Here is a 24,826-nt window from a genome sequence, read left to right on the forward strand (position 1 = left end):
TCCCTCAACAAAGAGTAAAACGCTTTTAGCCGAACCCTTCGGGCAGCGTTTGCTGCAAAAATCAGCTCGAAAGATCAACACGCCCTAGTCTTTTAAAAGATTACTTGGCCTCACTCTAGGAGTATTCATGACAGCCGAATTAAGAAAAACGAAAATCGTCACAACGCTAGGCCCTTCTACTGATAAAGGTAACGTGCTTGAAGAGATCATCAAGGCCGGTGCCAATGTCGTCCGTATGAACTTCTCTCACGGCACTAGCGACGACCATATACAACGTGCAGAAAATGTCCGAGCAATAGCCAAAAAACTTGGTACTCAGATCGCTATTCTCGGTGACTTACAAGGTCCCAAGATTCGAGTGTCAACATTCAAAGATGGCAAAATCCAACTTGCCGTTGGTGACCAATTCACTCTCGACAGTAGCCTTGGTTTAGGCGAAGGCAACCAACAAGCGGTCGGCCTTGATTATAAAGAATTACCTAACGACGTTTCAGCTAACGACATCCTGCTGCTAGACGATGGTCGTGTACAGCTAAAAGTAACCGAAGTGGAAGGTTGTCGCGTTCATACCGAAGTCATCATTGGCGGCCCTCTCTCGAATAATAAAGGCATAAACAAGAAAGGCGGCGGCCTGTCCGCAGAAGCGCTGACAGAAAAAGACAAGCGCGACATCGTCACCGCCGCACAAATCAAAGTGGATTACCTCGCGGTGTCTTTCCCACGCAACGGCGAAGACATGCACTACGCTCGTCAGCTCGCACGTGAAGCAGGTTTAGAAGCTCACCTTGTAGCAAAAGTAGAGCGAGCAGAGACAGTAGCCACTGTTGAGAACATGGATGACATCATAATGGCCTCAGATGTGGTCATGGTGGCTCGTGGTGACCTCGGAGTCGAAATTGGCGACCCTGAATTGGTCGGAGTACAAAAACAGCTTATACGTCGTGCTAGAGCGCTTAACCGAACGGTGATCACCGCAACCCAAATGATGGAATCGATGATTTCAGCGCCAATGCCAACCCGTGCCGAAGTCATGGACGTTGCCAATGCGGTACTTGATGGAACAGATGCAGTCATGCTTTCAGGTGAAACAGCTGCAGGTGATTACCCGGTCGAAACCGTAAAATCGATGGCTGAAGTGTGTATTGGTGCTGAGAAAATGGCGGGGATTAACAACCAATCCAATTACCGAATTGACCGCACCTTTGTAACCGCCGAAGAAACCGTTTCGATGGCGACTATCTACTCGGCAAACCATATGGAAGGCATTAAAGGCGTAGTCACTCTCACAGAATCAGGCCGAACTGCACTGATGATGTCTCGCCTAAGTGCTGACATGCCTATCTACGCACTATCTCGTAACGAAGGAACACTTAATCGCTGCACCTTGTACCGAGGTGTAACACCTATCTACTTCGAGACAGAAGCCAAAGACAGTTTTGACATTGCCCTATCTACGCTCACCTGCCTAAAAGAGCAAGAGCATCTTAAGTTTGGCGATCTCGTTATCGTCACTCAGGGCGACATTATGGATGTGGCAGGATCAACCAACTGTATGAGAATCTTACCTGTCACCTAATGTTTGACCGTAAGGCGAAACGATTTGCCTAATCTCAAGACAAAAAAAGGGTTATCGAACCAAGTTCAATAACCTTTTTTCATTTCAGAACACGACTCACTAACGATCAGCTTAAACAGCACGATCAGCTCACAGCATGCTAACTCATCAACTTCAAATATTATTAATCAACCTCAAGCATTACTTCTCAGCAGCAATGGTTGCCAAATATTGCATGTGTGAGCTTCGAGCATTTTCCGTTGAGGTATAAGTTTCAACAAATCGGTAACCGGCTTCTAAACCCAATTCATAATCGTGCAGTAAATCTTCTTTATTACTCATTAATGAATTGGATTTCAGCGGCTTACTCGGGGCAATTTGCACGACAAAAGCATCGTCTGGTGGGGAGTTCAAAAAATCCTGAGTCAATGAGTAAGTTTGGTAATGCACCATCAGCATATCTGCTAAGCCGGAATCAAACTTATCACCAATTAAATGACTTAATCTATAGATGTCATCCGCCCCGAATAACCATCGACCACCATTCAACAAATCCAAATGTGATCTGTCGCGCTTCTGTTCTTTTGAGCTGAGAATTTGTTGTTGAAAGAACGAGCTCCAATCGGTTTTCCACTGCTCCACTTTTTGTTGCCAATGACCTTGAACACTGTCAAAAGATTCGCGGAACCATTCCAGTTCTTCGGCTGATATCGGTTTGGGTGTTTTTAATCTCGTACTGTTAGCTTGAACCTCGACCTCTTCCTCTAGCGTAGGCTCAGTTCGGATCACAACAATGGAACGGGCTTGTCTACGCCACGCTTCTTGAACTGGGATGCAAGCTGATACACCACCATCCACATAAGCATTGTCGCCAATAAAGATTTCATCATTGTATAAGCGAGGAATCGCACAGGTTGCAATCATCACTTTGTACCAATCTTCACCCAATACTGGAAAGTAGTGATCTCGTAAGTCTTTAGAATCCGTGACGGCTGCATAGAAATGGCGATCGCCTAGCGTTTGTCGTCCTAAATCCAAATCAAGCTTGTATGGGTAAGCCATGATTTGTTCTAAGGCCCACTCTAATCCAAGGTTCTTTCTGTGTCGTATATAAGAAAAGAGATTGAAGAATTCAGGTGATGTTGTGAGATCGAGAAGGAAAGAACGGCCAAGGCCTTTATCGCGGCACAGATAAGCACACAAATTAAGAGCACCTGCAGAGGTACCAAAAAACTCGTCGAAGGGGTCAAAATTAGAAAGAAGAAAGGCATCCAGCACTCCAGAAGTAAAAATACTTCTCTGTCCACCACCTTGGGCGACCAGTGCTGTTTTTCCAGCAATAAACTTAGCGTAATAATCTAAGTCTATTGCTGTATCAATATTGGTTATAATCCCACTATTCATTATTCCCTGAGTATAAAAACCCAGCCTCGCAATAAATGGTATTAACTACCAATTGCAATAAAGCCAAATGAGAGAATGATTGCGTAGATGACAACCGTTATTTGTAGGGCATTTTTCAGATTATGGTCCATAGACACCTCTGTCTTATTATTAATTTGTCGAGTCTCTATTTAAGTACTATCAGGTGTGTGAAGTATCTTCAAGAATCGTCGAAATTAGTCGCACAATATTGATGTAACCATCACAATTAGTAAGTGTATGGATAAGGATATACTCATGAATAACAAAGCAAATATAATGGCACTGATTACGCTTCTCTCCGTTTCGAGCGTATATGCCTCGCCGGAGATCATCATTACTCCGATGGTGGGCTATACAGGCGGTGGCAGTGTCGAAGACCAGGACGGTAAAACCTATGATATGAAAGGGTCTGAAAACTACACCTTTTCGATTGAAACGCCATTTGAAAAAGGACGCATCGGCTTTTTCTATTCTAATCAAAGCTCTGAATTAGAAACGCTCAACCTAAGCTCCTCCATCCAATACCTGCACTTTCAAAGTAGCATTTACTACCCAGCTTCTTCTGTGTTGTCTGGTTATTTGGGATTAGGCCTTGGTGCTTCTTACGTCGATGTAGACTGGGCAAAGGATAAGTATGGGTTCTCAACCTCTATCTTTGGTGGTTTAGAGTACAAATTTAGTGACCGATTAGCGTTAAACACACAACTACGTTGGTTAGGTACCGTTGTCGATAACGACACCTCCGGCGTTTGTAACATCCCAAGTAACGGGCAAGAGTGCATCATCCGCTTTGATACCGACTGGATGAACCAATTCCAAGCCAATGTCGGACTGAGTTTTACTTTCTAAGTATCGATGACCATCTCATACCAATAGAACCTCCGAATAGTTGGTCAGTTCAACTATAGAGTGTATGAATTTCAGTCATACGCTCTACTTTTAAATAAAGTCACATAACCTAATAAAGCCGAAAAAATCAGACACATAAACCAACCAGAAAACCCCAAACCAATTAATACCTCTAAAATAACCACCATTTAACATCTTAAAGACCATAACCCTACAGTTATTAAACATAGCTAATCTATTGCTTTAACCATTCTAACTAGGTAGGCTCATTAGCACGCATCAGCTGAATATTTCAGGTTATGCAAACACACATCAAACAATTAAGAATTATCCGCTGAGTTCTCCAATCGCTAACAACATAATAATCTAAACTTTTGCTTAATCACGGAAGATAAAGTAAACAGTCAAACCGTTTGCCTGTTTTAACTATCATCTCCTTACCAAGCACAGCGTGACGAGAAGCTTCATACCTCAGGGAAGTTGTAAAGGAGTTAAATATGAAGCGAGAACAGTGGGGATCCCGAGCAGGATTTATCCTTGCCGCAGTAGGATCTGCTATTGGTTTAGGAAACATTTGGCGTTTTCCATATATGGCTTATGAAAATGGCGGCGGTGCTTTTTTCATTCCATATCTATTTGCCATGCTTACGGCTGGTATCCCATTTATGATCCTAGAGTTCAGTATGGGTCAAAAATATCGTGGCTCTGCACCTGCAACCTTAGCGCGCATCAACTCAAAATTTGAGTGGCTTGGTTGGTTCCAAGTGGGTGTAGCGGCTGTCATCGCGGTCTACTATGTTGCCGTTATCGGTTGGGCAATTTCATACTTCGGTATGTCATTCAATCAAAGCTGGGGAACAGACACTAACGCATTCTTCTTCAGTGAATATCTAGCTCTAGGTGATAACTCACCGACGAACCTAGGTAGCATCCAATGGGGCATCGCTGGCGCAATGTTACTCGCTTGGGCAATCACTTATGCAGCTATCGTGGGTGGTGTTAAAGCTGGTATCGAACGTGCTTCTAAAGTAATGATGCCAGTGTTGTTCATAATGGTGATTTTGCTTATCGGACGCATGGTTTTCCTTCCTGGTGCTCTAGATGGTGTGAACTACATGTTCGAACCTGATTTCAGCAAGATCTGGGACGTAAAAGTATGGGCTGCTGCTTATGGACAAATCTTCTTCACGCTAAGTATCGGTTTTGCGATCATGCTGGCTTACTCAAGCTACCTGCCTGAAAAATCAGATATCACGAACAACGCGTTCATGACGGTTCTTATCAACTGTGGTTTCTCAATTCTTGCGGGTATTATGATTTTCTCTGTTCTTGGCTACATGGCTCAAGAACAAGGTAAACCATTAACTGAAGTAGTATCAGCAGGCGTTGGCCTTGCGTTTGTTACGCTACCTGCTGCGATTAATTTACTTCCAGCACCGTATATTCTGGGTCCACTATTCTTCTTTGCACTTGTTGTGGCTGGTTTAAGCTCTCATATCTCAATTATGGAAGCAGTAACATCTGCAATTATGGACAAGCTGAACTGGAGCCGTAAAAAAGCAGCAAGTATTGTTATTGGCGTTGGTGTTGTGGTGTCTATGGCATTTGCAACTAACGGCGGCCTACTTCTACTAGACCTAGTCGATCACTTCGCTAACAACGTCGGCATCATGGTAGGCGGATTCATTGAAATCCTTCTAATGGCATGGCTACTAAACAAAGTTAGCGATGTACGTGCGTACGTCAATGAGATTTCAGATTTCTCTATTGGCGTATGGTTTAACGTATGTTTACGCTTCGTCACTCCAGTTATGCTTGCAATCATTCTTGCAACTAAACTAAGCGCATTGTTTACAGACGGTTACGGTGGCTACGACCTGACTCTTGGCTGGGCGATGATCGCAGGATTACTAGCGATTGGCATTATCATAAATATGACAAGTAAGAAGGAAGCATAATCATGACAACGAGTGCGATTATTATGATGGTTCTTGGTCTTGGTATCACTTGGGGTGGTGCTGCAATTTGCATAAAGCGTGCAATGGACAAACAGAAATAACCTTATTTAAACCATTCAAAAATGCCAGCTACTAAGCTGGCATTTTTTTGTCTCATCACCTAGAACTTGTAGGTGATACCCAGTGCACCACCCACTTGTAATTCAACACCTTTATACATGTCGAGCTCAGGGTGAACTTGAGCGTACGCATTCCAACCTTCGTAGAAATTCACTTTAACACCTAAAGGCAAACGTAAGCCAAAATCATCATTCCACTCAGCCCAAGCACCTGCACCGACATACCAACTCAACGGAGCTTCAGTCTCAAACTGACCACGCTTCAAAATGTAGTCAAATGCAGCACCGTCGTTGCCAATCGTGGCACGGTATTTCTGATCAAATTCGACAACGACACTCAGGTCTTGGTCAATGGCTAATCCAACTTCCAAATCTGGTGCTTCAGAAGCATGCACAAACGCGGCTCCGCTGCAGCACATAAGGCCGATCAAATAACGATGTTTCATAATATTCTCAGACTGTTTTTAAAAATGGTAGTGTACTGGGTTCACAAAGAGAGGTGTCATCGCTAGGTAAAAGCGAACTGGCGCTCAAGGTTCGGTATCGGCCTTCAACACATAGAGTTGAGTAGAACTAATTGAGTAAGAAGAGCTTAAGCGTGAGGATATTTTGCATATTGCAGAAAACAAAAAAGGAGGCCGTAAGGCCTCCTTTCAATTTATTGAATCAGCGAATTAACCGTTGTTACGGATCCACTCATCCATGTCTGTCTTAAGGTTGTCAGACTTAGTACCGAAGATAGCTTGTACGCCACCAGCAACTACAACAACACCTGCAGCGCCTAGTTTCTTCAGTTTGTCTTGGTCAACAAGAGCGGTATCAGCTACTGCAACACGTAGACGAGTAATACAAGCGTCAAGACCAGTGATGTTCGCTTTACCACCGAATGCAGCAACTAGCTCACCAGCAAGTTCAGAACCTGTAGCAACTACTTCTTCTTCAGATTCGTCTTCACGGCCCGGAGTTTTAAGGTCAAGTGCTTTAATCACAGTGCGGAATACGATGTAGTAAATTGCAGCGTAAGCAACACCACATACAACCATTAGACCCATCTTAGACGCATTGCCAGATAGAACTAGGAAGTCGATTAGACCGTGTGAGAAAGATGTACCGTGTACAAAACCTAGAGTGTTCGCAAGAACGTATGCAGAACCAGCTAATAGAGCGTGGATTGCGTACAGTACAGGAGCAACGAATAGGAATGAGAATTCGATTGGTTCAGTGATACCCGTTAGGAATGAAGTCAACGCAGCAGAAGCCATGATGCCCATTACTTTAGCACGGTTTTCAGGTTTAGCTGAATGTGCAATCGCGATTGCAGCAGCAGGTAGACCGAACATCTTGAACATGTAACCACCAGCTAGCTGACCGAAGCCATTGCCCGCTGCACGAGATGCGTCATCAGCAACTAGGTAACAAGTAAGAACACCGTTTTGAGTTTCGCCAGCAGCGTTTACACAAGTACCAGCTTCGAAGAAGAAAGGTACGTTCCAAACGTGGTGAAGACCAAATGGAATCAGAGAACGCTCAACGATACCGTAGATACCAAACGCCACTTGTGGGTTTTGGTGAGCAGCCCAATCAGAGAACGCAGAAATAGCGCCGCCAACTGGTGGCCATACTACAGATAGTAGGATTGCTAGACCAATCGCAGAGAAACCTGTGATGATTGGCACAGCACGCTTACCAGCGAAGAAGCCAAGGTACTCTGGTAGTTGAATACGGAAGAAACGGTTGAATGCCCAAGCAGCAACACCACCGACTAGGATACCACCTAGTACACCAGTGTCGATTTTATCAACGCCCATTACACCAGCCATTACGCCTAGTGTAGCAGTCATGATGCCGTAACCAACGATAGCAGCTAGACCAGCTACACCGTCGTTATTAGTAAAGCCAAGTGCTACGCCTACTGCGAACAGTAGTGCCATTTGACCGAATACTGAACCACCCGCTTGTTCCATTAAGTTTGAAACGATTTCTGGAATGAAAGGAAGGTCTGCTGCACCGACACCTAGCAAAATACCCGCAACTGGTAAAACTGATACTGGTAGCATCAGAGACTTACCAACTTTCTGCAGGCTAGCAAAAAGGTTCTTAAACATGTTTATGCTCCTGATAAAGATAAAATAATTATATGGGTCCTAACGGCACACCCCCGTAGCCTATATGTTAGCACCCAGTGAAAATGTAACCATGTATTGCATTATATTTTCTGCCGCTAAATATATATTGATGGGGAACTAACTTTCTAGTCACTTACGAAATTTAGTTTCAAAACACGTCTTGGATCACATGTCAAATATAGAAATGCAATGCTTTACAACCCGCTAACCAACTGAAAAACAAACAAATTATAATCACCCTCTATTATTTTACTGAGTAAATAAAATAGAGGGTAATGTTATTTTTAGTAACAAAATTACAAATGTTGTAATTCACGCTCTCAAGTTCAACATATTCCGTAAACATTAAAAAAAAACGCATTTTTGGTGATCAAAAACACAAAAAGGGAGCTTTCGCTCCCTTTTGTTTGTTTAGTTAGATTTCTATCGCAAAAAAAGTTTTTGGTAATTTTTGGTCGTTTGTTCAGCAACCTCTTTCATTGATACCCCTTTTAACTGGGCGATATAAGCCGCAACTTCGACTACATATGCAGGCTGATTCTCTTTACCACGATATGGAATTGGCGCCAAATATGGCGAATCCGTTTCGATCAGCAACCTATCTAGAGGTAGTTTTTTCACAACGTCTTTAAGTTCTGTGGCTTGTTTAAAGGTCACAATACCTGAGATCGAGATATAGAAACCTAATTCCATTGCCGCTTCAGCGAACGCTTGATCTTCAGTAAAGCAGTGAATCACACCACCACACTTCTCTGCTCCGCCATCGCGTAAAATAGCTAACGTATCTTCACGCGCGTTACGCGTGTGGATGATCAAAGGTTTATTAAGCTCAACAGCCAACTCAACGTGCTGCTTGAACCTGAGCTGTTGTAGCTCTGCAGTCTCTGGTTGGTAATGATAATCTAGGCCAGTTTCACCAATCGCCACCACTTTCGGGTTGCTCGCGTACTCACGCATTCTTTCTAAACAGAAGTCGCTCTCTACGTCGAGAGGGTGAACGCCACACGAAGCCTTAACGTTATCAAACGGCGAGATCATCTCAAGCATGTTTTCAAACGAATCCAACGTCACACCGACAGAAAGCAGTTGGTCAACGTTGGCTGCTTTCGCTTTATTAACCACGTCTTCTACGCTGGTGTGTAAATTTTGGTAATCCAGTTTGTCTAAATGACAATGGGAATCTACGAACATGTTTCCTCGCAAGTGGCTATCAGCCAATTCATTATGAGTAGCTCCGTATTGAGCCCAGGGTGTTGCTTTAACTGCTCAATCAATATCAGCAGTTTATTCGACGCTGCATAAGCACTTTGATAAGACATCACCTCACACAGTGCTTTCGCACTCGGAATGATAGCGTGATTAGCTAAACCAAAATGCAGCTTTTGTACATCTGACAATAAATGCCAAAGCCAGCTAAGTTGAATCAAAGGGTCTTTGCTAAGCTCTGTAGAGAACTTCAGCATGTCGGGTTGAGTGCCTTTTATCACATCCACAAAGCCATCTAGTGCTTTGGTAGAAGCTTCGACGCCACCTTGATCAAACATTGCTTTCGCTTTCAGAGGTGCGTTGTCGTTCAATGTCAGTATGTACTGAGGAACCGTTTTACCAACTTCTCCATTTAACCATGCCGATCCTGCATCCAATTGTGGGCACACCACATTAAATTGCTGGCAACGGCTAAGAATAGTTGGCATTAAACGATTACTGTTGCGCGTCGAAAGAATGAAAATACAGTTACTCGCAGGTTCTTCCAGCGTTTTCAACAGCGCATTAGATGCCGATTCGTTCATCGCTTCAGCCGGATTCAGCAAGATGACACGCAGGCCACCTAACTGGGACGATTGTTGAGCCCAGCGGTTACTCGCACGCACTTGGTCAACCGTAATCGATTTACCTTCTTTCTCAGGTTCAATCACATGGAAATCTGGGTGACTCCCCGACTTCATCAGTTCACAACTGTGGCAAAATCCGCACGCTTCACTTTCGTAATTAACACACATCAATGCATCGGTAAGTTGGCTAACCAGCGCTTCCACACCAAGCCCTTCAGGCGCATTAACGATCACAGAGTTAGGAAAACGTTCTGCATCGAGACTTTTTTTCCACTCACTCCATACCGGTGTGAGCCAAGAATAAACTTCAGCCATGACTACCTACTGTTTATTGAGCCAAGCACTGAGCGCGACTTTAATATCAGCGGCTACTTGCTCAATTTCTTGCTGCGCATTAATCACGAGTACAGAATCGTCTTGCCCTGCAATTTCTAAGTAACGCTCACGCGTGCGATCGAAAAATGAGATGTCCATCTTTTCAATTCTATCAAGCTCACCACGACCTCTAGCGCGTTCAAGCCCGACTCTAGGGTCTAGGTCCAAATATAGTGTTAAATCTGGCTTAAAGCCGCCTAGCGTGGTTGCTTTCAGTGATTCCATAGTGCTACGAGCGATCTGACGACCACCACCTTGGTATGCTTGAGAAGACATATCATGGCGATCACCCAACACCCATTTACCACTGTCTAGTGCAGGCTTGATGACGTTTTCTACTAATTGAACACGCGCTGCGTACATCAGCAGCAACTCAGTCATGTCTTGAAGCTTCTCGCCCTCGTGTTCTTCTTTGACCAACGAGCGCATCTTCTCGGCAAGCACGGTACCACCGGGTTCACGAGTATTAACGATGTCAGCGACACCAGCTGTTTTCAATGTCTCAACGATGGCATTGATTGCTGTACTTTTGCCAGCACCTTCAAGGCCTTCAACCACGATAAATTTCGACTGATTCATAATTCTTTCTTTATTTGTTTTTTCTTAATTGCTTTAAGTAAGCTCGTACTGCACGGTTATGCTCAGTCAAACTCTTTGAAAATACGTGACCGCCGGTTCCACTAGCAACAAAATAAAGGTAGTTGCTCTTCTCTGGATTCAGAGCCGCGTTGATAGACGCTTTACCCGCCATCGCGATCGGTGTTGGCGGTAAACCGCTCATTGTATAGGTGTTGTACGGCGTTGGTGTGCGTAGATCTTTCTTACGAATATTGCCTTTGTAGCTATCGCCCATGCCGTAGATAACCGTTGGGTCAGTTTGCAAACGCATACGCTTGTTCAAGCGGTTAACGAATACAGAAGACACACGCTCACGCTCAGAAGCGACAGCAGTCTCTTTCTCGATGATAGACGCAAGAATTAAAGCTTCATAAGGCGATTTAAGAGGCAGTTTATCGGCTCTATTTTCCCACTCATCATTGACCACGTTCATTAGATCTCGGTGGGCACGTTTCAACAAATCTAAATCCGTTGTGCCATAGGTGTAGTGGTATGTTTCCGCTAAGAAAAGGCCTTCTAGCTTTTCATTTTCAATACCAAGCTTTTGTGCGATCTCTTTTTCAGAGACATCATTCAACGTCTGCTGAATGAATTCGTTGTCTTTTAGCTGAACAAGCCACTCGTCAAAACGACTGCCTTCTACAAAGGTAATGGTAAATTGGTGCTCCTTCCCTTCTACAAGCACTTGTAGCGCCTGCTCTAAGGTTAAACCCGGTTCAAGCAGGAATGTACCCGCTTTTACGTCTACAAGCTCAGGATGTAACTTACGGATTAATTTCTCATAAGGAGAAGCCTCGAAAAGCCCCTCGTTAATCAACTGGGCTAGAACGCGGTTAAAGCTGCTACCTGAAGCAACAGTCACGACTTGTGGTTTTTCTAATTGAATAACTTGTTTCAGGTTATCTTGCGCTTGGTTGTAAACATAAAAACCAGCAGCACTGGCTGCGATTAAGCACAATATAATAAAAATAAATAACTTTTTGATCACGAGTTTAGTTGTCCTTGAAGGCTACGAGTAACGGTTCCAATGTTGAATTGGGTATCACTAATACGGGTAACTGGGGCAACCCCTAAAATGGAGTTGGTCATGAAAACCTCATCAGCTTGCATGAGTTGAGATAAGCAGTAGTCACTAATAGTAACGGAAAGTTCAGCTTGATTCAGCGCGGTTAACACTTGCTTACGCATAACCCCAGCAACGCCACTTTGCGTCAGTTGAGGAGTGTGAATCGTCTGCCCTTTTCGCCAAAACAGATTAGCCATGGTGGTTTCAATCACGTTACCTGATATATCCAGAACCACGCCATCCACTTCACCGGCCTGATCCATTTCATCTTTCATCAAGATTTGCTCAAGGCGATTATTGTGCTTATGACCGGCCAATAATGGGCTCAAACCCAGTGCTTGTTGGCAGATACCGAGGTCTACACCGGAATCTTGCCACGCGGAATAATGATTTGGGTAATCAAATGTACTGATGGTTATCGTTGGCTTGGCGATATTCTTGGCACTGTAGCCACGACCGCCAGCCCCACGGCTAACGTGCAGCTTGAGCCCTGCTTTTTCATCATGAGGCTTGTTTTTATCTTGAAGATTCGTTGAACCATTAAGGCTCTTTGTACCAGGAAGCGCATTGTGTTGGATATGTTCAAGTGCATTATCGAGCCAAAGGTTAACCGTATTCCAATCAAGTTCGGAAATGCGTAACGCTTTAAGACAATCATCAACACGACGCTGATGATCGTGAAAATATTGAATCTGGCCATCTTGAACAAGCATGGTAGTAAAACAGCCGTCTCCATACTGAAACGAGCGATCTAAGATATCGACAGTTTGCTGACTTTCTCCATCAACCCAAAACATGTTTTTCCCCATAAAAAGAAACGGCTCAATGCTAAAGCATCGAGCCGTTTAAAAACAGTTCTAATTATGACTATCTACGATGTTTGACTCTTATATAAGATGATTAAATCTTTTTGAAGATCAAACAGCCGTTAGTACCACCGAAACCGAATGAGTTACATGCAGCATATTCCATACCGCTAACTTTACGCGCAGTGTGAGGTACTAAGTCAATATCTAAGCCTTCTTCAGGATCATCTAAATTGATTGTTGGTGGAACAATTTGATCAATTAGAGACATCGCAGTGATGATCGCTTCAGCAGAACCCGCAGCACCTAGAAGGTGGCCAGTCATTGATTTCGTAGAAGAAACCAAGACTTGCTTGCTGCCTGCTTCGCCAAGAGCACGCTTGATGCCCTTCACTTCCGCTACGTCACCTGCAGGAGTCGAAGTACCGTGTGCGTTAACATAACCGATTTGTTCACCAGTAATGCCAGCATCACGCATAGCCGCTTCCATTGCTAGTGCGCCACCAGAACCATCTTCACTTGGAGATGTCATGTGGTAAGCGTCACCCGACATACCGAAGCCAACTAGCTCACAGTAAATCTTAGCGCCACGAGCTTTAGCATGTTCATACTCTTCAAGAACCATCATGCCTGCACCGTCACCAAGAACGAAGCCGTCACGGCCTTTGTCCCATGGACGAGAAGCTTTTTGAGGCTCATCGTTACGAGTAGACAGTGCTTTAGCCGCACCAAAACCGCCCATACCTAGTGGTGTCGATGCTTTTTCAGCACCACCCGCTAGCATTGCGTCAGCATCGCCGTATGCAATCATACGAGCCGCGTGGCCAATGTTATGTAGGCCAGTCGTACATGCTGTAGAGATCGCGATGTTTGGACCGCGTAGGCCACGCATGATAGACATGTGACCCGCAATCATATTCACGATCGTCGACGGTACGAAGAACGGGCTGATTTTACGAGGGCCTTTTTCAGTTAGAGCCTTGTGACCGGCTTCGATCAAACCAAGACCACCAATACCAGAACCGATAGCAACGCCTACACGAGGAGCGTTTTCTTCAGTAATAGTTAGGGCTGAATCATCTAAAGCTTGAATACCTGCTGCGACGCCGTACTGGATGAACAAGTCCATCTTACGAGCATCTTTTTTAGTCATATACTCTTCGCAGTTAAAGTCTTTAACTAGACCTGCAAAACGAGTTGAGAAATTGGTTGCGTCAAAATGATCGATATTAACGATACCACTTTGACCAGCTAGCAGGGCTTTCCAAGAAGATTCTACAGTGTTGCCTACCGGCGACAACATACCCATGCCAGTGACAACTACACGACGCTTGGACACGATATTACACTCCGGGGATTGAGGTGATTTAAGATGAGGATAGATGAGTTAGATAAAACACAGGCGGTCGAGGTGACCGCCTGGGAGAGATTATTACTGAGCGCTAGTTACGTAATCGATAGCAGCTTGAACAGTAGTAATTTTCTCAGCTTCGTCATCTGGAATCTCAGTGTCGAATTCTTCTTCTAGAGCCATTACTAGCTCAACTGTGTCTAGAGAATCTGCACCTAGGTCATCAACGAAAGAAGCTTCGTTTTTAACTTCAGCTTCGTCTACACCTAGCTGTTCAACAATGATTTTCTTTACGCGTTCTTCGAGGTTGCTCATTTTTTCTTTTCCTTTACAGAGTTCGCTTTATGCGATGTTTTCCGTAGTTTATTCAATCTATTGAAAGTTGCAAGGTCAACTTTTCTGGTCAAACCACAATTTTCACGATTTTAACCGAAATTACGTATGATCTTGACTTAAATCATGCACAAATGTTGCACATAATTTACACCATGTACATACCGCCATTGACGTGAAGTGTTTCACCTGTGATATAAGCTGCCGCAGGTGACGCCAAAAATACCACAGCTTCAGCGATTTCGCGAGGGTCACCTAGTCGACCTGCTGGTACATTCGCCAAAGTTACTGCACGTTGGTCATCATTTAGCGCTTTAGTCATGTCAGTTTCGATGAAACCAGGTGCTACAGTGTTCACTGTAATACCACGAGACGCAACTTCACGAGCCATTGATTTAGTAAAACCAATTACGCCTGCTTTTGCAGCTGCGTAGTTAGCTTGACCAGCGTTACCCATAGTACCGACTACAGAACCAACGTTTACGATACGTCCTTGACGCTTCTTCATCATGCCACGCAATACAGCTTTAGACATGCGGAAGATAGGCGTTAGGTTAGTATCGATGATGTCATTCCATTCATCGTCTTTCATACGCATAAGTAGGTTATCACGAGTGATACCTGCGTTGTTGACCAGAATGTCAATCGCACCGAATTCATCGTTGATGGTTTTCAGTGTAGCTGCAATTGAGTCAACATCCGTTACATTAAGAGCAAGACCTTTACCGTTCTCACCTAGGTACTCACTGATTGCAGCAGCGCCGCCTTCAGACGTAGCAGTACCGATAACTTTAGCACCACGCTCAACTAAAAGTTCAGCGATTGCACGACCGATACCACGGCTTGCGCCTGTAACTAGTGCAACTTTGCCTTCTAAATTCATCATAACTTCTCTATTAAGTGTTTATTTACTTAGCAGCTTCTAGTGATGCAGTGTCATTAACTGCAGCAGCTGTCATAGTTTTTACGATTCGTTTTGTTAGACCGGTAAGAACTTTACCTGGGCCTAATTCTAGTAGCTTCTCTACGCCTTGCTCATTCATAGCTTGTACACCTTCAGTCCAACGAACTGGGCTGTACAGCTGGCGAACAAGTGCGCTTTTGATTTTTTCCGGGTCTGTTTCAGCAATAACATCAACGTTATTGATAACAGGCAGTGCCGGCGTGTTGAACTCTAGAGCTTCCAGAGCAACCGCTAGCTTGTCTGCTGCAGGCTTCATAAGGGCACAGTGAGACGGCACAGATACTGGTAAAGGAAGAGCACGTTTAGCGCCCGCTTCTTTACATAGTGCACCAGCGCGCTCTACTGCTGCTTTGTTACCCGCGATAACAACTTGGCCAGGTGAATTGAAGTTAACTGGAGACACAACTTCGTCTTGTGCCGCTTCTTCACACGCTTTAGCAATCGCTTCATCATCTAGACCGATGATTGCGTACATTGCACCAACGCCAGCAGGAACCGCTTCTTGCATCAGTTGACCACGTAGCTCAACCAGCTTGATCGCTTCTTTAAAGTCGATAACACCCGCACACACGAGTGCCGAGTATTCGCCTAAGCTGTGGCCTGCTAAGTTTGCAGGTTGCTCTAGACCAAGCTCTTGCCATACACGCCAGATTGCAACAGACGCGGTTAGTAGAGCTGGTTGAGTACGGAAAGTTTCATTTAGATTTTCTACTGGACCATCTTGAACCAATGCCCATAGATCGTAACCAAGTGCTTCTGAAGCTTCAGCAAATGTCTTTTTAACAACATCATACTGTTCGCCTAGGTCAGCAAGCATACCGATAGCTTGAGAGCCTTGGCCTGGGAATACGATAGCAAATTTGCTCATTGTAATTTTCCTTTAAGCAAAGCAAAAAATTGAATAAGGCACATAAGTTATGTGCCTTGTTTGTTGATTATCGCTTGGGGTTAGAATTTAACTAACGCAGAACCCCAAGTGAAGCCGCCGCCAAATGCTTCAAGTAGAAGCGTTTGACCACGTTTAATTCGCCCGTCGCGAACAGCCTCATCAAGGGCCGTTGGTACAGTTGCTGCCGACGTATTGCCGTGCTTATCAAGAGTAATCACAACTTGATCAAGTGACATCGTCAGCTTTTTAGCGGTTGCCGAGATAATACGGTAATTCGCTTGGTGTGGAACTAACCAATCAAGCTCTGACTTATCCATATTGTTCGCCGCTAATGTGTCTTTAACTAGCTTAGAAAGCTGAGTTACCGCCACTTTAAATACTTCGTTGCCCGCCATGTGCAGCCATTTGTCCGCATCACCGCCACGCTCTGGAACTTCTAGGCTTAGAAGCTCACCATATTTACCATCAGAGTAAATGTGAGTAGACAAAATACCTGGCTCTTCGCTTGCGCCAACAACCACCGCACCTGCAGCATCACCAAATAAGATGATAGTAGAGCGGTCAGTCGGATCACAGGTTTTTGACAGTGCATCCGCACCGATTACCAAAACGTTTTTACACATACCAGTCTTGATATGTTGATCAGCAACAGACAGTGCATAGACAAAGCCAGAACACGCCGCAGCTAAATCAAACGCAGGACAACCTTTGATACCAAGCTTACCTTGTACCTGACATGCCGAAGACGGGAATGTATGGCTACTGCTGGTTGTCGCAACGATGATTAAATCAATATCTTCTTTGTCGATACCTGCCATCTCAATGGCATTCTCAGCAGCGTAAAACGCCATATCCGCAACAGTTTCGTTTTCCGCTGAAATACGACGCTCTTTAATACCTGTTCTAGCAACGATCCACTCATCGCTAGTCTCTACCATTTTCTCTAAGTCTGCGTTAGTACGCACCTGAGATGGCAAGTAGCTGCCAGTACCTAAAATTTTGCTATACATGAAGACTAATAATGCCTCTCGAGTAAAACCGCTTCCAAACGATCGCTAATGCGACTGGGGACTTGTCGTTTGACCTCGTGTACTGCCTCACCAATCGCGTTGACGACTGCAGACACATCAGCACTTCCATGGCTTTTAATGACAATGCCGCGCAATCCTAACAAACTTGCGCCGTTATACTGGTCGGGGTTCAAGGTTTTTAATTCAGTAAATAGCTCAGAAAACAACATTCTGGCGATCCAACCCTTTATTGTTGAAGCCATCATGCGCGTTTTTAGCTTATCAATAAAGAGCTGAGCCGTACCTTCACACGTTTTTAAGCAGACATTGCCCACAAAACCATCACATACGACGACATCAGCCGCATCTTGAAGTAATTGATTACCTTCAATATAGCCTATGAAGTTCACAGACTGAGTATTCGACAACATTTCAGCGCATCGTTTTACAAGGTCATTGCCTTTGATTTCTTCAGCGCCGATATTCAAGATAGCGACACGAGGCACGCGACCTAAATGTTGTTCTGCTAATGCACTGCCCATTACGGCAAACTGAAACAGTGAATCCGCGTCACTAGAAACGTTCGCTCCTAAATCGAGCATCCATGTACGGTTGCCAGAAGCGGTAGGCAAAGCTGAAACCAATGCAGGTCTATCAATACCAGGAAGGAGTTTGAGTCGGAAACGAGATAACGCCATCAGTGCGCCGGTGTTGCCACCACTCACACAAGCATCAGCTTGTGACTCGGCAACCAGATCGATAGCAGCACGCATAGAGCTACCCTGACTGTTGCGTAGGGCCAGTGAAGGTTTTTCAGAATTGGAAATAACTCGATCACAATGCTGGATACTCAAACGAGAATCAGGCATTCGACCTAATGAAGATAATTGAGATGTGATCGCGTTTCGATCACCTATTAGAATGACTTTTAGCTCTGGGAAATACGACAGTGCCTGCACGGCGGCAGGCACTGTAACACGAGGACCGAAGTCCCCGCCCATTGCATCAAGCGCAACGGTTAGATTTTGCAAAGGTCAACCTTACTTGTTGATAACCTTTTTGCCGCGGTAGAAACCTTCGGCAGTCACGTTGTGACGTAGGTGAGTTTCACCTGAAGTTGCGTCTACAGAAAGTGCTGCTGTAGTTAGCGCATCGTGTGAACGACGCATGCCACGCATTGAACGTGATTTCTTGCTCTTTTGTACGGCCATTGACCCTACTCCTATGTAAATTCTTAAAGATACTTACTAATAAGTTACTTCTTTAAGTTTTTTAAAACATCAAATGGATTCGGCTTTTTATCTTCCTCAATTTCTTCAGGAAGTTCACCAAACACCAAGTTATTTGAGTTAACGCTACATTTCGCATCGTCGTGCATTGCTATTTGTGGCAATCCAAGGATGAACTCGTCTTCAACTAATTGAATCAGGTCTAACTCACCGTACTCGTTCAGATCTACCAAATCGTACTCTTCCGGTGCTTCCTCTTCACTTTTCTCGCTGTAAACAGGAGTATAAGTAAATTGGACATCGCACTCATGTGCGAAAACCTCATTACAACGTTGACACTCTAAATCGACTTCGACGTTAGCTTTACCAGAGATAACGACTAATCGTTGTTCATCAAGCCCAAATGACATTGAGACTTGCGCGTCACGTTTTACGCCTTCAGTTGTTTCGGTTAAACGCTTTAAAAGACTGACTTGAATGATACCATCCATATCGAGTCGTTTTTGAGCCGTTCTTGCCGGATCAACTGTACGCGGTATTTTTTCCTTTTGCATAGGGCGCGAATCTTATCTTCCAAATCGTGTTTAGTCAAAGGAAATGGCAAAAAAAATGTACTTTCCTACCTTTCCTGTTCAGAGCATTATGAATAGCAGGCTAAGTTACGTTATCCTGAACTAAATGCTTACACGAATTGTAAATTAAAATGAGAAATTACCAACTAGTTTTAGCTTCTACATCTCCATTTAGGCAAGAGATCCTCAAAAAATTACAGTTAGACTTTGTCACAGCGAAGCCTGACTGCGATGAAACTCCACTTCCAGAAGAGACTCCTCAACAATTGGTAATGCGTCTTGCTGAGACCAAAGCCAAGTCTTGTGCTGTCGAACAACCAAGCCTAGTGATTGGTTCCGATCAAGTATGTGTGATTGACGAAGAAATCATTGGCAAACCTCATACTCGTGAAAAAGCGATTGAGCAGTTGTCTCGTCAAAGTGGTAAGAGCATCACTTTCTATACTGGGATAACGGTATGGAACAGCGAGACCAGTAAAGCTGACACGCGTCTCGACACCTTTGTTGTGCATTTCCGCGATTTAACTGAGCAACAGATCATTTCTTATGTTGAGAAAGAGCAGCCTTATTACTGCGCGGGCAGTTTTATGTGCGAAGGGTTAGGTATTGCATTGTTTAAACAGATGGAAGGTAAAGACCCAAACACGCTGATCGGCTTACCGCTGATCGATTTAGTCGATATGCTTGAGGCACAAGGAAGAAATGTGTTGTAAGCGGTACTTAGCACTCTGTTGGAGATTCCCTACTCCTTCCTTCGTCAGTCTAGGGAATGACGGAACGCGCAATTTTATCTAATCCGCTAATGATATAGAACGTGACCTTAAAAAGTCGTCATCCTCAAGAGCGAGGAACGAGCGAGTTGGGGAGCTTCTGCAACATATGAAAACAAAAAAAGGTTGACGATATTCGTCAACCTTTTCCATTTGATGCATCTGATACTCAATTCACGAAAAATCTCGTATCTTCTTAAAGCTTACGTAAACCAGTTAAGGCTTTCTCTAACCTTCTTTCCATTGGCGCCGAGATATCCATCTTCTCTTCGCTACCTGGGTGGGTAAACTTGATGTTGGCTGCATGTAAGAACAGACGATTCAGTCCTACTTTACCCGTATAAGCATCGAAACGACGATCACCGTAACGATCATCCCAAGCTATTGGATGACCAGTATACTGAGCGTGCACACGGATTTGGTGTGTACGGCCTGTAATTGGGCTAGCTTGAATCAACGTCGCCTCTTGGAATTTCTCTAAAACCTTAAAGCGGGTTTCAGAAGCTTTACCATTCGGGTTCACTCGAACAATGCTATTCACTTCATTTTTTAACAAAGGTGCGTTGACGACTTTACAGCTGTTCTTCCATTCGCCCATCACTAAAGCGAAATAGTATTTTTGAACCGTTTTTTCACGGAACTGTGCTTGAAGGTGTCTTAGCGCCGAGCGCTTCTTAGCAACAAGCAAAATGCCAGACGTATCTCTATCAATACGGTGCACTAACTCAAGAAAACGAGCATCAGGGCGAAGAGCACGCAATGCTTCAATCGCGCCAAACTTCAAGCCGCTGCCACCATGAACCGCAGTACCTGATGGTTTATTGAGAATCAGCATGTGATCATCTTCATAGATGATGCACTGTTCCAATTCCGAAACCTTATTGAGTTTCGTGCTCGGTACGTTCTCTTCCGTTTTCTCTTCAATAGTAACGGGAGGGATACGTACTAAGTCGCCAGCTTTTAGTTTGTACTCAGCCTTAATACGTTTCTTGTTAACGCGGACTTCGCCTTTACGCACGATTCGGTAAATCATGCTTTTCGGGATGTTTTTTAATTGGTTGCGTAAGAAGTTATCAATACGCTGACCAGCCATATCTTCGTCAATGTCGACAAATTGGACTTGGGTTCTAATTTCGCTCATTGGGTTATTGTATCACTGTCACTTTTGATAATTGAGATTTTCTTAACCCTATTCTGAACTTATTTATCTAAAATCCCTGCGACTCTATCCTTAAAAGGTCATTGAAGTTCTATATTTCTTTGATTCTTCGAACAAAAAAGCACCAAGCTTCCTGCAAATTAAAATATCAATTGATAAATTATTTATAGACAGTGAGTTAGAGCTATCAAAACCCAAACAAAAACTGTTTTTTTTACCGCATTACGACAAAGCAGATTGCTGTGTTTACCGACCACTGCTATAGTTCACAGCTGCTATCAATGGATTGACTAATATTTAAACAGCTAACCATTCATAAGCAAGTAAATGAGTAGATGACTCAGATTAGACAGTGCTGCAATCGGCGTAAGACACGGTCAACTGAGTTCCTTATCGCTCTACTCACGTACACTCATGTTGAGTATTCACCGCCACATCGCGGATCATAGGCTAACTCCCTATGATGACTGACGTGCCCCAGAGCATCCCTCTCCAGCCGGGAGGCTGCACCGATAAAGCCATGGGATCTGGCACCATGAGAAACGAACTAAAGCGATAAGACCAATGATGAAAATAAGAAAAGACAATGAGAATTTCTAAATGAAAAGAATGTTAATTAACGCAACTCAAAAAGAAGAGTTGCGTGTCGCTTTGGTTGATGGCCAGCGACTGTTCGATCTAGATATCGAAAGTCCAGGTCACGAATCAAAGAAAGCGAATATCTACAAAGGACGTATTACCCGTATTGAACCAAGCCTAGAAGCGGCATTTGTTGATTACGGCGCAGAACGTCACGGTTTCCTCCCTCTTAAAGAAATTGCCCGCGAATACTTCCCTGAAGGTTATACATACCAAGGCCGTCCTAGCATTAAAGAAGTGCTAAGAGAAGGACAAGAAGTAATCGTACAAGTTGAGAAAGAAGAACGTGGTAGCAAAGGCGCTGCACTGACAACTTTCATCTCTTTGGCGGGTAGTTACTTAGTTCTTATGCCAAATAACCCTCGCGCTGGCGGTATTTCTCGTCGTATCGAAGGTGATGAACGCACTCAACTGAAAGCAGCATTAAGCACTCTTGAGCTTCCTCAAGGTATGGGCTTAATCGTGCGTACAGCGGGTGTAGGCAAAAGTGCAGAAGAGCTAGAGTGGGACTTGAACGTTCTATTGAATCACTGGGGCGCTATCAAGCAAGCTTCTGATTCAAATGCAGCTCCTTTCCTTATTCACCAAGAAAGTAACGTTATCGTTCGTGCGATTCGTGACTATCTACGTCGTGATATTGGCGAGATTCTAATCGACAGCAATACTATTTTTGAACGTGCACAAGCGCACATTCAATTAATACGCCCAGATTTCATGAATCGCGTTAAGAAATACGATGGTGAAGTACCACTATTCAGCCATTACCAGATTGAAAGCCAGATCGAATCTGCTTTCCAACGTGAAGTTCGTCTTCCATCTGGTGGTTCTATCGTAATCGACCCAACAGAAGCTCTGACTTCTATCGATATCAACTCTGCTCGTGCAACAAAGGGCGGCGATATCGAAGAAACAGCACTTAACACTAACCTAGAAGCAGCCGATGAAATTGCACGTCAATTACGTCTACGTGACCTAGGTGGTCTTGTTGTTATCGACTTTATCGATATGACTCCGGTTCGCCACCAACGCGAAGTAGAAAGTCGTCTACGTGATGCCGTTCGTTTAGATCGCGCACGTGTTCAGATTGGTCGTATTTCTCGCTTTGGTCTTCTAGAGATGTCTCGTCAACGTTTGAGTCCATCACTAGCAGAAGCAAGCCACCACATTTGTCCTCGTTGTACAGGTACTGGTGTTGTTCGTGATAACGAATCTCTAGCACTATCTGTTCTACGTCTGATCGAAGAAGAAGCTCTAAAAGACAACACTGCGCAAGTTCTTGCTGTAGTCCCTGTTCCTATCGCTTCTTACCTATTGAACGAAAAACGTCGCTCAGTAAACCACATCGAGAAGAACCAAGAAGTTAAGATCACTGTAGTTCCTAACTCTGATATGGAAACACCGCACTTTGAGGTTATCCGTGTTCGTGAAGGTGAAGAGTTCGACCTACTGTCTTACTTGCTGCCTACCAAGCTAGAAGCTCTAAAAGAAGCAGAAAGCAAAGAGCCTGCAGAACAGACTATTCGTCCTAAGAAGATCGAAGAGCCAGCTCTTAAAGGCTTCGCAGCTCCTGCTCAATCAGCACCGACTCCTGCTCCAGCTCCTAAAGCTGTAGAAGAGAAAAAAGCTGAATCAGCAGCGACTCAAGAACCAGGTTTAGTTGGTCGTTTCTTCAAAGCTATCGGTAGCTTCTTATTTGGCTCTTCAACTCAAGAAGAGAAAAAAGAAGAAGAGAAGCAAGAAGAGAAACCTAAGAACAATCGCAACAACGGCAACCGTCAACGCCGTGATCGTAACGATAACCGTCGTCGTAACCAACGTGGTGACCGTGGTGAACAACGTGGTGAGCGTGGTGAGCGTGGTGACAATCGTAACGAAAACCGTGACAACAAACGCCGTCGTAAACCAGTTCGTGATGAGAAACCTGAAGAGCAGAAAGAAACTGCTCCACAGCAAAATCGCCAGCCTCGTAAGCCTAAGCAAGACCGTCGCAATAAGCCACGTGATGAGCAGAAGCAACGCGAAGAGCTAGCACCATCTAAATTAGCAGAAGAAGGTCTACAGCTAGCGGCAGAAGCTCAAGCTGATAAACTAGAAGCGCCTAAGGCTAAGCCAGAAGCGAAAGCAGCTAAGATTAAAGAGCGTCGTCAGCGTCGTAAACTGAACAAACAAGTTCGTATTAAAGACCAACAAGCTGAAGCTGCAGAAAACTCGTCAAATGAGTCTGCTGTTGCTAAAGAACAGTCTATTGCGAAAGAACAATCAGTAGCTCAAGAGCAAAAAGTTGCGGAACAAGTAGAAGCAACTCAAGCAAACGCTGATGAACAAACAGAACAGGAAGAGCCGAAGCAACGTCGCAACCGTCGTTCTCCACGCCACCTACGTGCAAGTGGTCAACGTCGTCGTCGCGGTCGTGATCGTCGTCCTAACCCATTCCGCCTACGTAAAGGTGGTGTAGCTTCTCCAGAGATGGCTATGGGTAAAGTGATGCCTCGCTTCATTCCAAAACCTCACCATAATCAGGCAAAACCTGAAGTGGCTGAAGTTCAAGTAGCAGTTGAAACTCAAGTTGCTGTACAAGAGCAAAACGTAGCTCAAGAGACGGCACCACAAAGTAACACAGCTATGGCTGGCGGCTTTGCATGTCCTGAACTTGCGATGGGTAAAGTCATTATCCGCCGTGAAGAAGCTGAAACTGTCGTTGAAACTCAGGTAACTGAAGCTCCTGCGGTAGTTGAAACTGAGAAAGTTGAAACTCCAGTGATTGCTGAAACTGAGAAAGTTGAATCGCCTGTTGTAGCAGAAGCTGTGCAAGTAGAAGCAACACCAGTTGTTGAAGCTGAAGCACCTAAAGCTGAAAGTGTAAAAGTAGAAGAAGCTCCTGTGGTAAAAGCAGAAGCTCCTAAAGCGGCACCAAAGGCAGCTGTTGCTAAAAAACAAGCAGGTTCACCAATGACTAAAGCTCCTGGTCCTCAAGAGATCAAAGAGATTCAAGTTGTTGCGGCTCCATTCCGTACTGAGCGTTTTGTATCGAAAGGTGCAGGTAGCCAAGCAGCGTCAAATAAAGCCGGCGCAGGCATGACTAAACCTCAATACTAATGAGCTTCGCAGAGTAATCTGCAGAGAACATCTAAGGGCGACTTATTCATAAGTCGCCCTTTTTTTATATCCACAGTTCCGATTA

Annotated in this window: 24 protein-coding genes; 6 read left to right on the plus strand and 18 right to left on the minus strand. The window is 44.4% G+C overall.

The features are described 5' to 3' along the window. Nucleotides 1-127 precede the first annotated feature (127 nt). Entirely contained in the window at nucleotides 128-1,576 is a 1,449-nt protein-coding gene (pyk, locus tag AB6C75_RS07515; protein ID WP_012603578.1) for a pyruvate kinase, read from the plus strand. Nucleotides 1,577-1,756: 180 nt separating this feature from the next. Here the strand turns inward: pyk and AB6C75_RS07520 are convergent, their stop codons facing one another. Both AB6C75_RS07520 and AB6C75_RS07525 read right to left on the minus strand, forming a co-directional pair. Next, nucleotides 1,757-2,959: a patatin family protein gene (locus AB6C75_RS07520; RefSeq protein ID WP_122047010.1), complete on the minus strand. Its 1,203-nt coding sequence runs from the start codon at nucleotides 2,957-2,959 to the stop codon at nucleotides 1,757-1,759. A 41-nt stretch (nucleotides 2,960-3,000) separates the two neighbouring features. After that, a complete protein-coding gene (locus AB6C75_RS07525) occupies nucleotides 3,001-3,090 on the minus strand; it encodes a YnhF family membrane protein (protein WP_102248935.1) in 90 nt (29 codons plus the stop codon). Nucleotides 3,091-3,235: 145 nt separating this feature from the next. On the opposite strand from AB6C75_RS07525, the gene AB6C75_RS07530 reads away from it, so the two are divergent. From AB6C75_RS07530 to AB6C75_RS07540, 3 genes are all read left to right on the plus strand, one after another. Next, nucleotides 3,236-3,829: a hypothetical protein gene (locus AB6C75_RS07530; RefSeq protein WP_009848988.1), complete on the plus strand. Its 594-nt coding sequence runs from the start codon at nucleotides 3,236-3,238 to the stop codon at nucleotides 3,827-3,829. Nucleotides 3,830-4,326: 497 nt separating this feature from the next. Next, nucleotides 4,327-5,787, plus strand: a complete 1,461-nt coding sequence (locus AB6C75_RS07535; RefSeq protein ID WP_009848987.1) for a sodium-dependent transporter — start codon at nucleotides 4,327-4,329, stop codon at nucleotides 5,785-5,787. A 2-nt stretch (nucleotides 5,788-5,789) separates the two neighbouring features. Further along, nucleotides 5,790-5,888, plus strand: coding sequence for a methionine/alanine import family NSS transporter small subunit (locus AB6C75_RS07540; protein WP_009848986.1), 99 nt, complete (start codon nucleotides 5,790-5,792; stop codon nucleotides 5,886-5,888). Between the two features lie 59 nt (nucleotides 5,889-5,947). On the opposite strand, the gene AB6C75_RS07545 is transcribed toward AB6C75_RS07540, so the two are convergent. The 15 genes from AB6C75_RS07545 to yceD all read right to left on the minus strand — a co-directional run bounded on the left by AB6C75_RS07545 (nucleotide 5,948) and on the right by yceD (nucleotide 19,059). Beyond that, nucleotides 5,948-6,352: a hypothetical protein gene (locus tag AB6C75_RS07545; RefSeq protein WP_065677966.1), complete on the minus strand. Its 405-nt coding sequence runs from the start codon at nucleotides 6,350-6,352 to the stop codon at nucleotides 5,948-5,950. Nucleotides 6,353-6,580: 228 nt separating this feature from the next. Then, nucleotides 6,581-8,011 (minus strand): PTS glucose transporter subunit IIBC, encoded by a 1,431-nt coding sequence (gene ptsG, locus AB6C75_RS07550; RefSeq protein ID WP_009848984.1) that lies wholly within the window; start codon nucleotides 8,009-8,011, stop codon nucleotides 6,581-6,583. Between the two features lie 444 nt (nucleotides 8,012-8,455). Continuing rightward, nucleotides 8,456-9,223, minus strand: coding sequence for a TatD family hydrolase (locus AB6C75_RS07555; RefSeq protein ID WP_012603574.1), 768 nt, complete (start codon nucleotides 9,221-9,223; stop codon nucleotides 8,456-8,458). Next, nucleotides 9,214-10,179 carry a DNA polymerase III subunit delta' gene (locus AB6C75_RS07560; protein WP_012603573.1) on the minus strand — a complete coding sequence of 322 codons (966 nt, stop codon included), beginning with the start codon at nucleotides 10,177-10,179 and terminating at the stop codon, nucleotides 9,214-9,216. Before AB6C75_RS07560 ends, AB6C75_RS07555 begins: the two co-directional genes overlap by 10 nt. A 6-nt stretch (nucleotides 10,180-10,185) precedes the next feature. Beyond that, entirely contained in the window at nucleotides 10,186-10,818 is a 633-nt protein-coding gene (gene tmk, locus AB6C75_RS07565; protein WP_012603572.1) for a dTMP kinase, read from the minus strand. A 10-nt stretch (nucleotides 10,819-10,828) separates the two neighbouring features. Then, on the minus strand, nucleotides 10,829-11,845 hold the full coding sequence (gene mltG, locus AB6C75_RS07570; RefSeq protein ID WP_017088588.1) for an endolytic transglycosylase MltG: 1,017 nt from the start codon (nucleotides 11,843-11,845) through the stop codon (nucleotides 10,829-10,831). Continuing rightward, nucleotides 11,842-12,720 (minus strand): aminodeoxychorismate lyase, encoded by an 879-nt coding sequence (pabC, locus tag AB6C75_RS07575; protein ID WP_017102822.1) that lies wholly within the window; start codon nucleotides 12,718-12,720, stop codon nucleotides 11,842-11,844. Before pabC ends, mltG begins: the two co-directional genes overlap by 4 nt. A 103-nt stretch (nucleotides 12,721-12,823) precedes the next feature. Then, nucleotides 12,824-14,068: a beta-ketoacyl-ACP synthase II gene (fabF, locus tag AB6C75_RS07580; RefSeq protein ID WP_004736554.1), complete on the minus strand. Its 1,245-nt coding sequence runs from the start codon at nucleotides 14,066-14,068 to the stop codon at nucleotides 12,824-12,826. Between the two features lie 93 nt (nucleotides 14,069-14,161). Beyond that, nucleotides 14,162-14,395: an acyl carrier protein gene (acpP, locus tag AB6C75_RS07585; RefSeq protein ID WP_012603569.1), complete on the minus strand. Its 234-nt coding sequence runs from the start codon at nucleotides 14,393-14,395 to the stop codon at nucleotides 14,162-14,164. A 166-nt stretch (nucleotides 14,396-14,561) separates the two neighbouring features. After that, a complete protein-coding gene (gene fabG, locus AB6C75_RS07590) occupies nucleotides 14,562-15,296 on the minus strand; it encodes a 3-oxoacyl-ACP reductase FabG (protein WP_029222897.1) in 735 nt (244 codons plus the stop codon). Nucleotides 15,297-15,321: 25 nt separating this feature from the next. After that, on the minus strand, nucleotides 15,322-16,245 hold the full coding sequence (gene fabD / locus AB6C75_RS07595; protein WP_371694418.1) for an ACP S-malonyltransferase: 924 nt from the start codon (nucleotides 16,243-16,245) through the stop codon (nucleotides 15,322-15,324). 80 nt (nucleotides 16,246-16,325) lie between these two features. Next, nucleotides 16,326-17,276, minus strand: a complete 951-nt coding sequence (locus AB6C75_RS07600) for a beta-ketoacyl-ACP synthase III (protein WP_010437276.1) — start codon at nucleotides 17,274-17,276, stop codon at nucleotides 16,326-16,328. 5 nt (nucleotides 17,277-17,281) lie between these two features. After that, complete coding sequence (gene plsX / locus AB6C75_RS07605; RefSeq protein ID WP_012603565.1) at nucleotides 17,282-18,307, minus strand: phosphate acyltransferase PlsX; 1,026 nt, start codon at nucleotides 18,305-18,307, stop codon at nucleotides 17,282-17,284. 9 nt (nucleotides 18,308-18,316) lie between these two features. Continuing rightward, entirely contained in the window at nucleotides 18,317-18,487 is a 171-nt protein-coding gene (gene rpmF, locus AB6C75_RS07610; protein WP_004737376.1) for a 50S ribosomal protein L32, read from the minus strand. 44 nt (nucleotides 18,488-18,531) lie between these two features. Further along, nucleotides 18,532-19,059 carry a 23S rRNA accumulation protein YceD gene (gene yceD, locus AB6C75_RS07615; RefSeq protein WP_004733994.1) on the minus strand — a complete coding sequence of 176 codons (528 nt, stop codon included), beginning with the start codon at nucleotides 19,057-19,059 and terminating at the stop codon, nucleotides 18,532-18,534. 149 nt (nucleotides 19,060-19,208) lie between these two features. On the opposite strand from yceD, the gene AB6C75_RS07620 reads away from it, so the two are divergent. Further along, nucleotides 19,209-19,790, plus strand: a complete 582-nt coding sequence (locus tag AB6C75_RS07620; RefSeq protein WP_102248940.1) for a nucleoside triphosphate pyrophosphatase — start codon at nucleotides 19,209-19,211, stop codon at nucleotides 19,788-19,790. A gap of 253 nt (nucleotides 19,791-20,043) precedes the next feature. On the opposite strand, the gene rluC is transcribed toward AB6C75_RS07620, so the two are convergent. Beyond that, entirely contained in the window at nucleotides 20,044-20,988 is a 945-nt protein-coding gene (rluC, locus tag AB6C75_RS07625; protein WP_017099038.1) for a 23S rRNA pseudouridine(955/2504/2580) synthase RluC, read from the minus strand. Nucleotides 20,989-21,606: 618 nt separating this feature from the next. Between rluC and rne the strand changes: the two genes are divergently transcribed. Continuing rightward, the gene (rne, locus tag AB6C75_RS07630) at nucleotides 21,607-24,741 is read left to right on the plus strand and encodes a ribonuclease E (RefSeq protein ID WP_372107500.1); all 3,135 of its coding nucleotides are present in this window, start codon (nucleotides 21,607-21,609) and stop codon (nucleotides 24,739-24,741) included. Nucleotides 24,742-24,826 lie beyond the last annotated feature (85 nt).

It is taken from the genome of Vibrio sp. 10N.237.312.B06, from assembly GCF_041464685.1.
Classification (GTDB): Bacteria; Pseudomonadota; Gammaproteobacteria; order Enterobacterales; family Vibrionaceae; genus Vibrio; species Vibrio tasmaniensis_A.

What these genes read in the sequence shown, in the direction of transcription:
- pyk (WP_012603578.1), top strand. Translation starts at nt 128, where the DNA reads ATGACAGCCGAATTAAGAAAAACGAAAATCGTCACAACGCTAGGCCCT.
- AB6C75_RS07520 (WP_122047010.1), bottom strand. Translation starts at nt 2,959, where the DNA reads ATGAATAGTGGGATTATAACCAATATTGATACAGCAATAGACTTAGAT.
- AB6C75_RS07525 (WP_102248935.1), bottom strand. Translation starts at nt 3,090, where the DNA reads ATGGACCATAATCTGAAAAATGCCCTACAAATAACGGTTGTCATCTAC.
- AB6C75_RS07530 (WP_009848988.1), top strand. Translation starts at nt 3,236, where the DNA reads ATGAATAACAAAGCAAATATAATGGCACTGATTACGCTTCTCTCCGTT.
- AB6C75_RS07535 (WP_009848987.1), top strand. Translation starts at nt 4,327, where the DNA reads ATGAAGCGAGAACAGTGGGGATCCCGAGCAGGATTTATCCTTGCCGCA.
- AB6C75_RS07540 (WP_009848986.1), top strand. Translation starts at nt 5,790, where the DNA reads ATGACAACGAGTGCGATTATTATGATGGTTCTTGGTCTTGGTATCACT.
- AB6C75_RS07545 (WP_065677966.1), bottom strand. Translation starts at nt 6,352, where the DNA reads ATGAAACATCGTTATTTGATCGGCCTTATGTGCTGCAGCGGAGCCGCG.
- ptsG (WP_009848984.1), bottom strand. Translation starts at nt 8,011, where the DNA reads ATGTTTAAGAACCTTTTTGCTAGCCTGCAGAAAGTTGGTAAGTCTCTG.
- AB6C75_RS07555 (WP_012603574.1), bottom strand. Translation starts at nt 9,223, where the DNA reads ATGTTCGTAGATTCCCATTGTCATTTAGACAAACTGGATTACCAAAAT.
- AB6C75_RS07560 (WP_012603573.1), bottom strand. Translation starts at nt 10,179, where the DNA reads ATGGCTGAAGTTTATTCTTGGCTCACACCGGTATGGAGTGAGTGGAAA.
- tmk (WP_012603572.1), bottom strand. Translation starts at nt 10,818, where the DNA reads ATGAATCAGTCGAAATTTATCGTGGTTGAAGGCCTTGAAGGTGCTGGC.
- pabC (WP_017102822.1), bottom strand. Translation starts at nt 12,720, where the DNA reads ATGTTTTGGGTTGATGGAGAAAGTCAGCAAACTGTCGATATCTTAGAT.
- acpP (WP_012603569.1), bottom strand. Translation starts at nt 14,395, where the DNA reads ATGAGCAACCTCGAAGAACGCGTAAAGAAAATCATTGTTGAACAGCTA.
- fabG (WP_029222897.1), bottom strand. Translation starts at nt 15,296, where the DNA reads ATGAATTTAGAAGGCAAAGTTGCACTAGTTACAGGCGCAAGCCGTGGT.
- fabD (WP_371694418.1), bottom strand. Translation starts at nt 16,245, where the DNA reads ATGAGCAAATTTGCTATCGTATTCCCAGGCCAAGGCTCTCAAGCTATC.
- AB6C75_RS07600 (WP_010437276.1), bottom strand. Translation starts at nt 17,276, where the DNA reads ATGTATAGCAAAATTTTAGGTACTGGCAGCTACTTGCCATCTCAGGTG.
- rpmF (WP_004737376.1), bottom strand. Translation starts at nt 18,487, where the DNA reads ATGGCCGTACAAAAGAGCAAGAAATCACGTTCAATGCGTGGCATGCGT.
- yceD (WP_004733994.1), bottom strand. Translation starts at nt 19,059, where the DNA reads ATGCAAAAGGAAAAAATACCGCGTACAGTTGATCCGGCAAGAACGGCT.
- AB6C75_RS07620 (WP_102248940.1), top strand. Translation starts at nt 19,209, where the DNA reads ATGAGAAATTACCAACTAGTTTTAGCTTCTACATCTCCATTTAGGCAA.
- rluC (WP_017099038.1), bottom strand. Translation starts at nt 20,988, where the DNA reads ATGAGCGAAATTAGAACCCAAGTCCAATTTGTCGACATTGACGAAGAT.
- rne (WP_372107500.1), top strand. Translation starts at nt 21,607, where the DNA reads ATGAAAAGAATGTTAATTAACGCAACTCAAAAAGAAGAGTTGCGTGTC.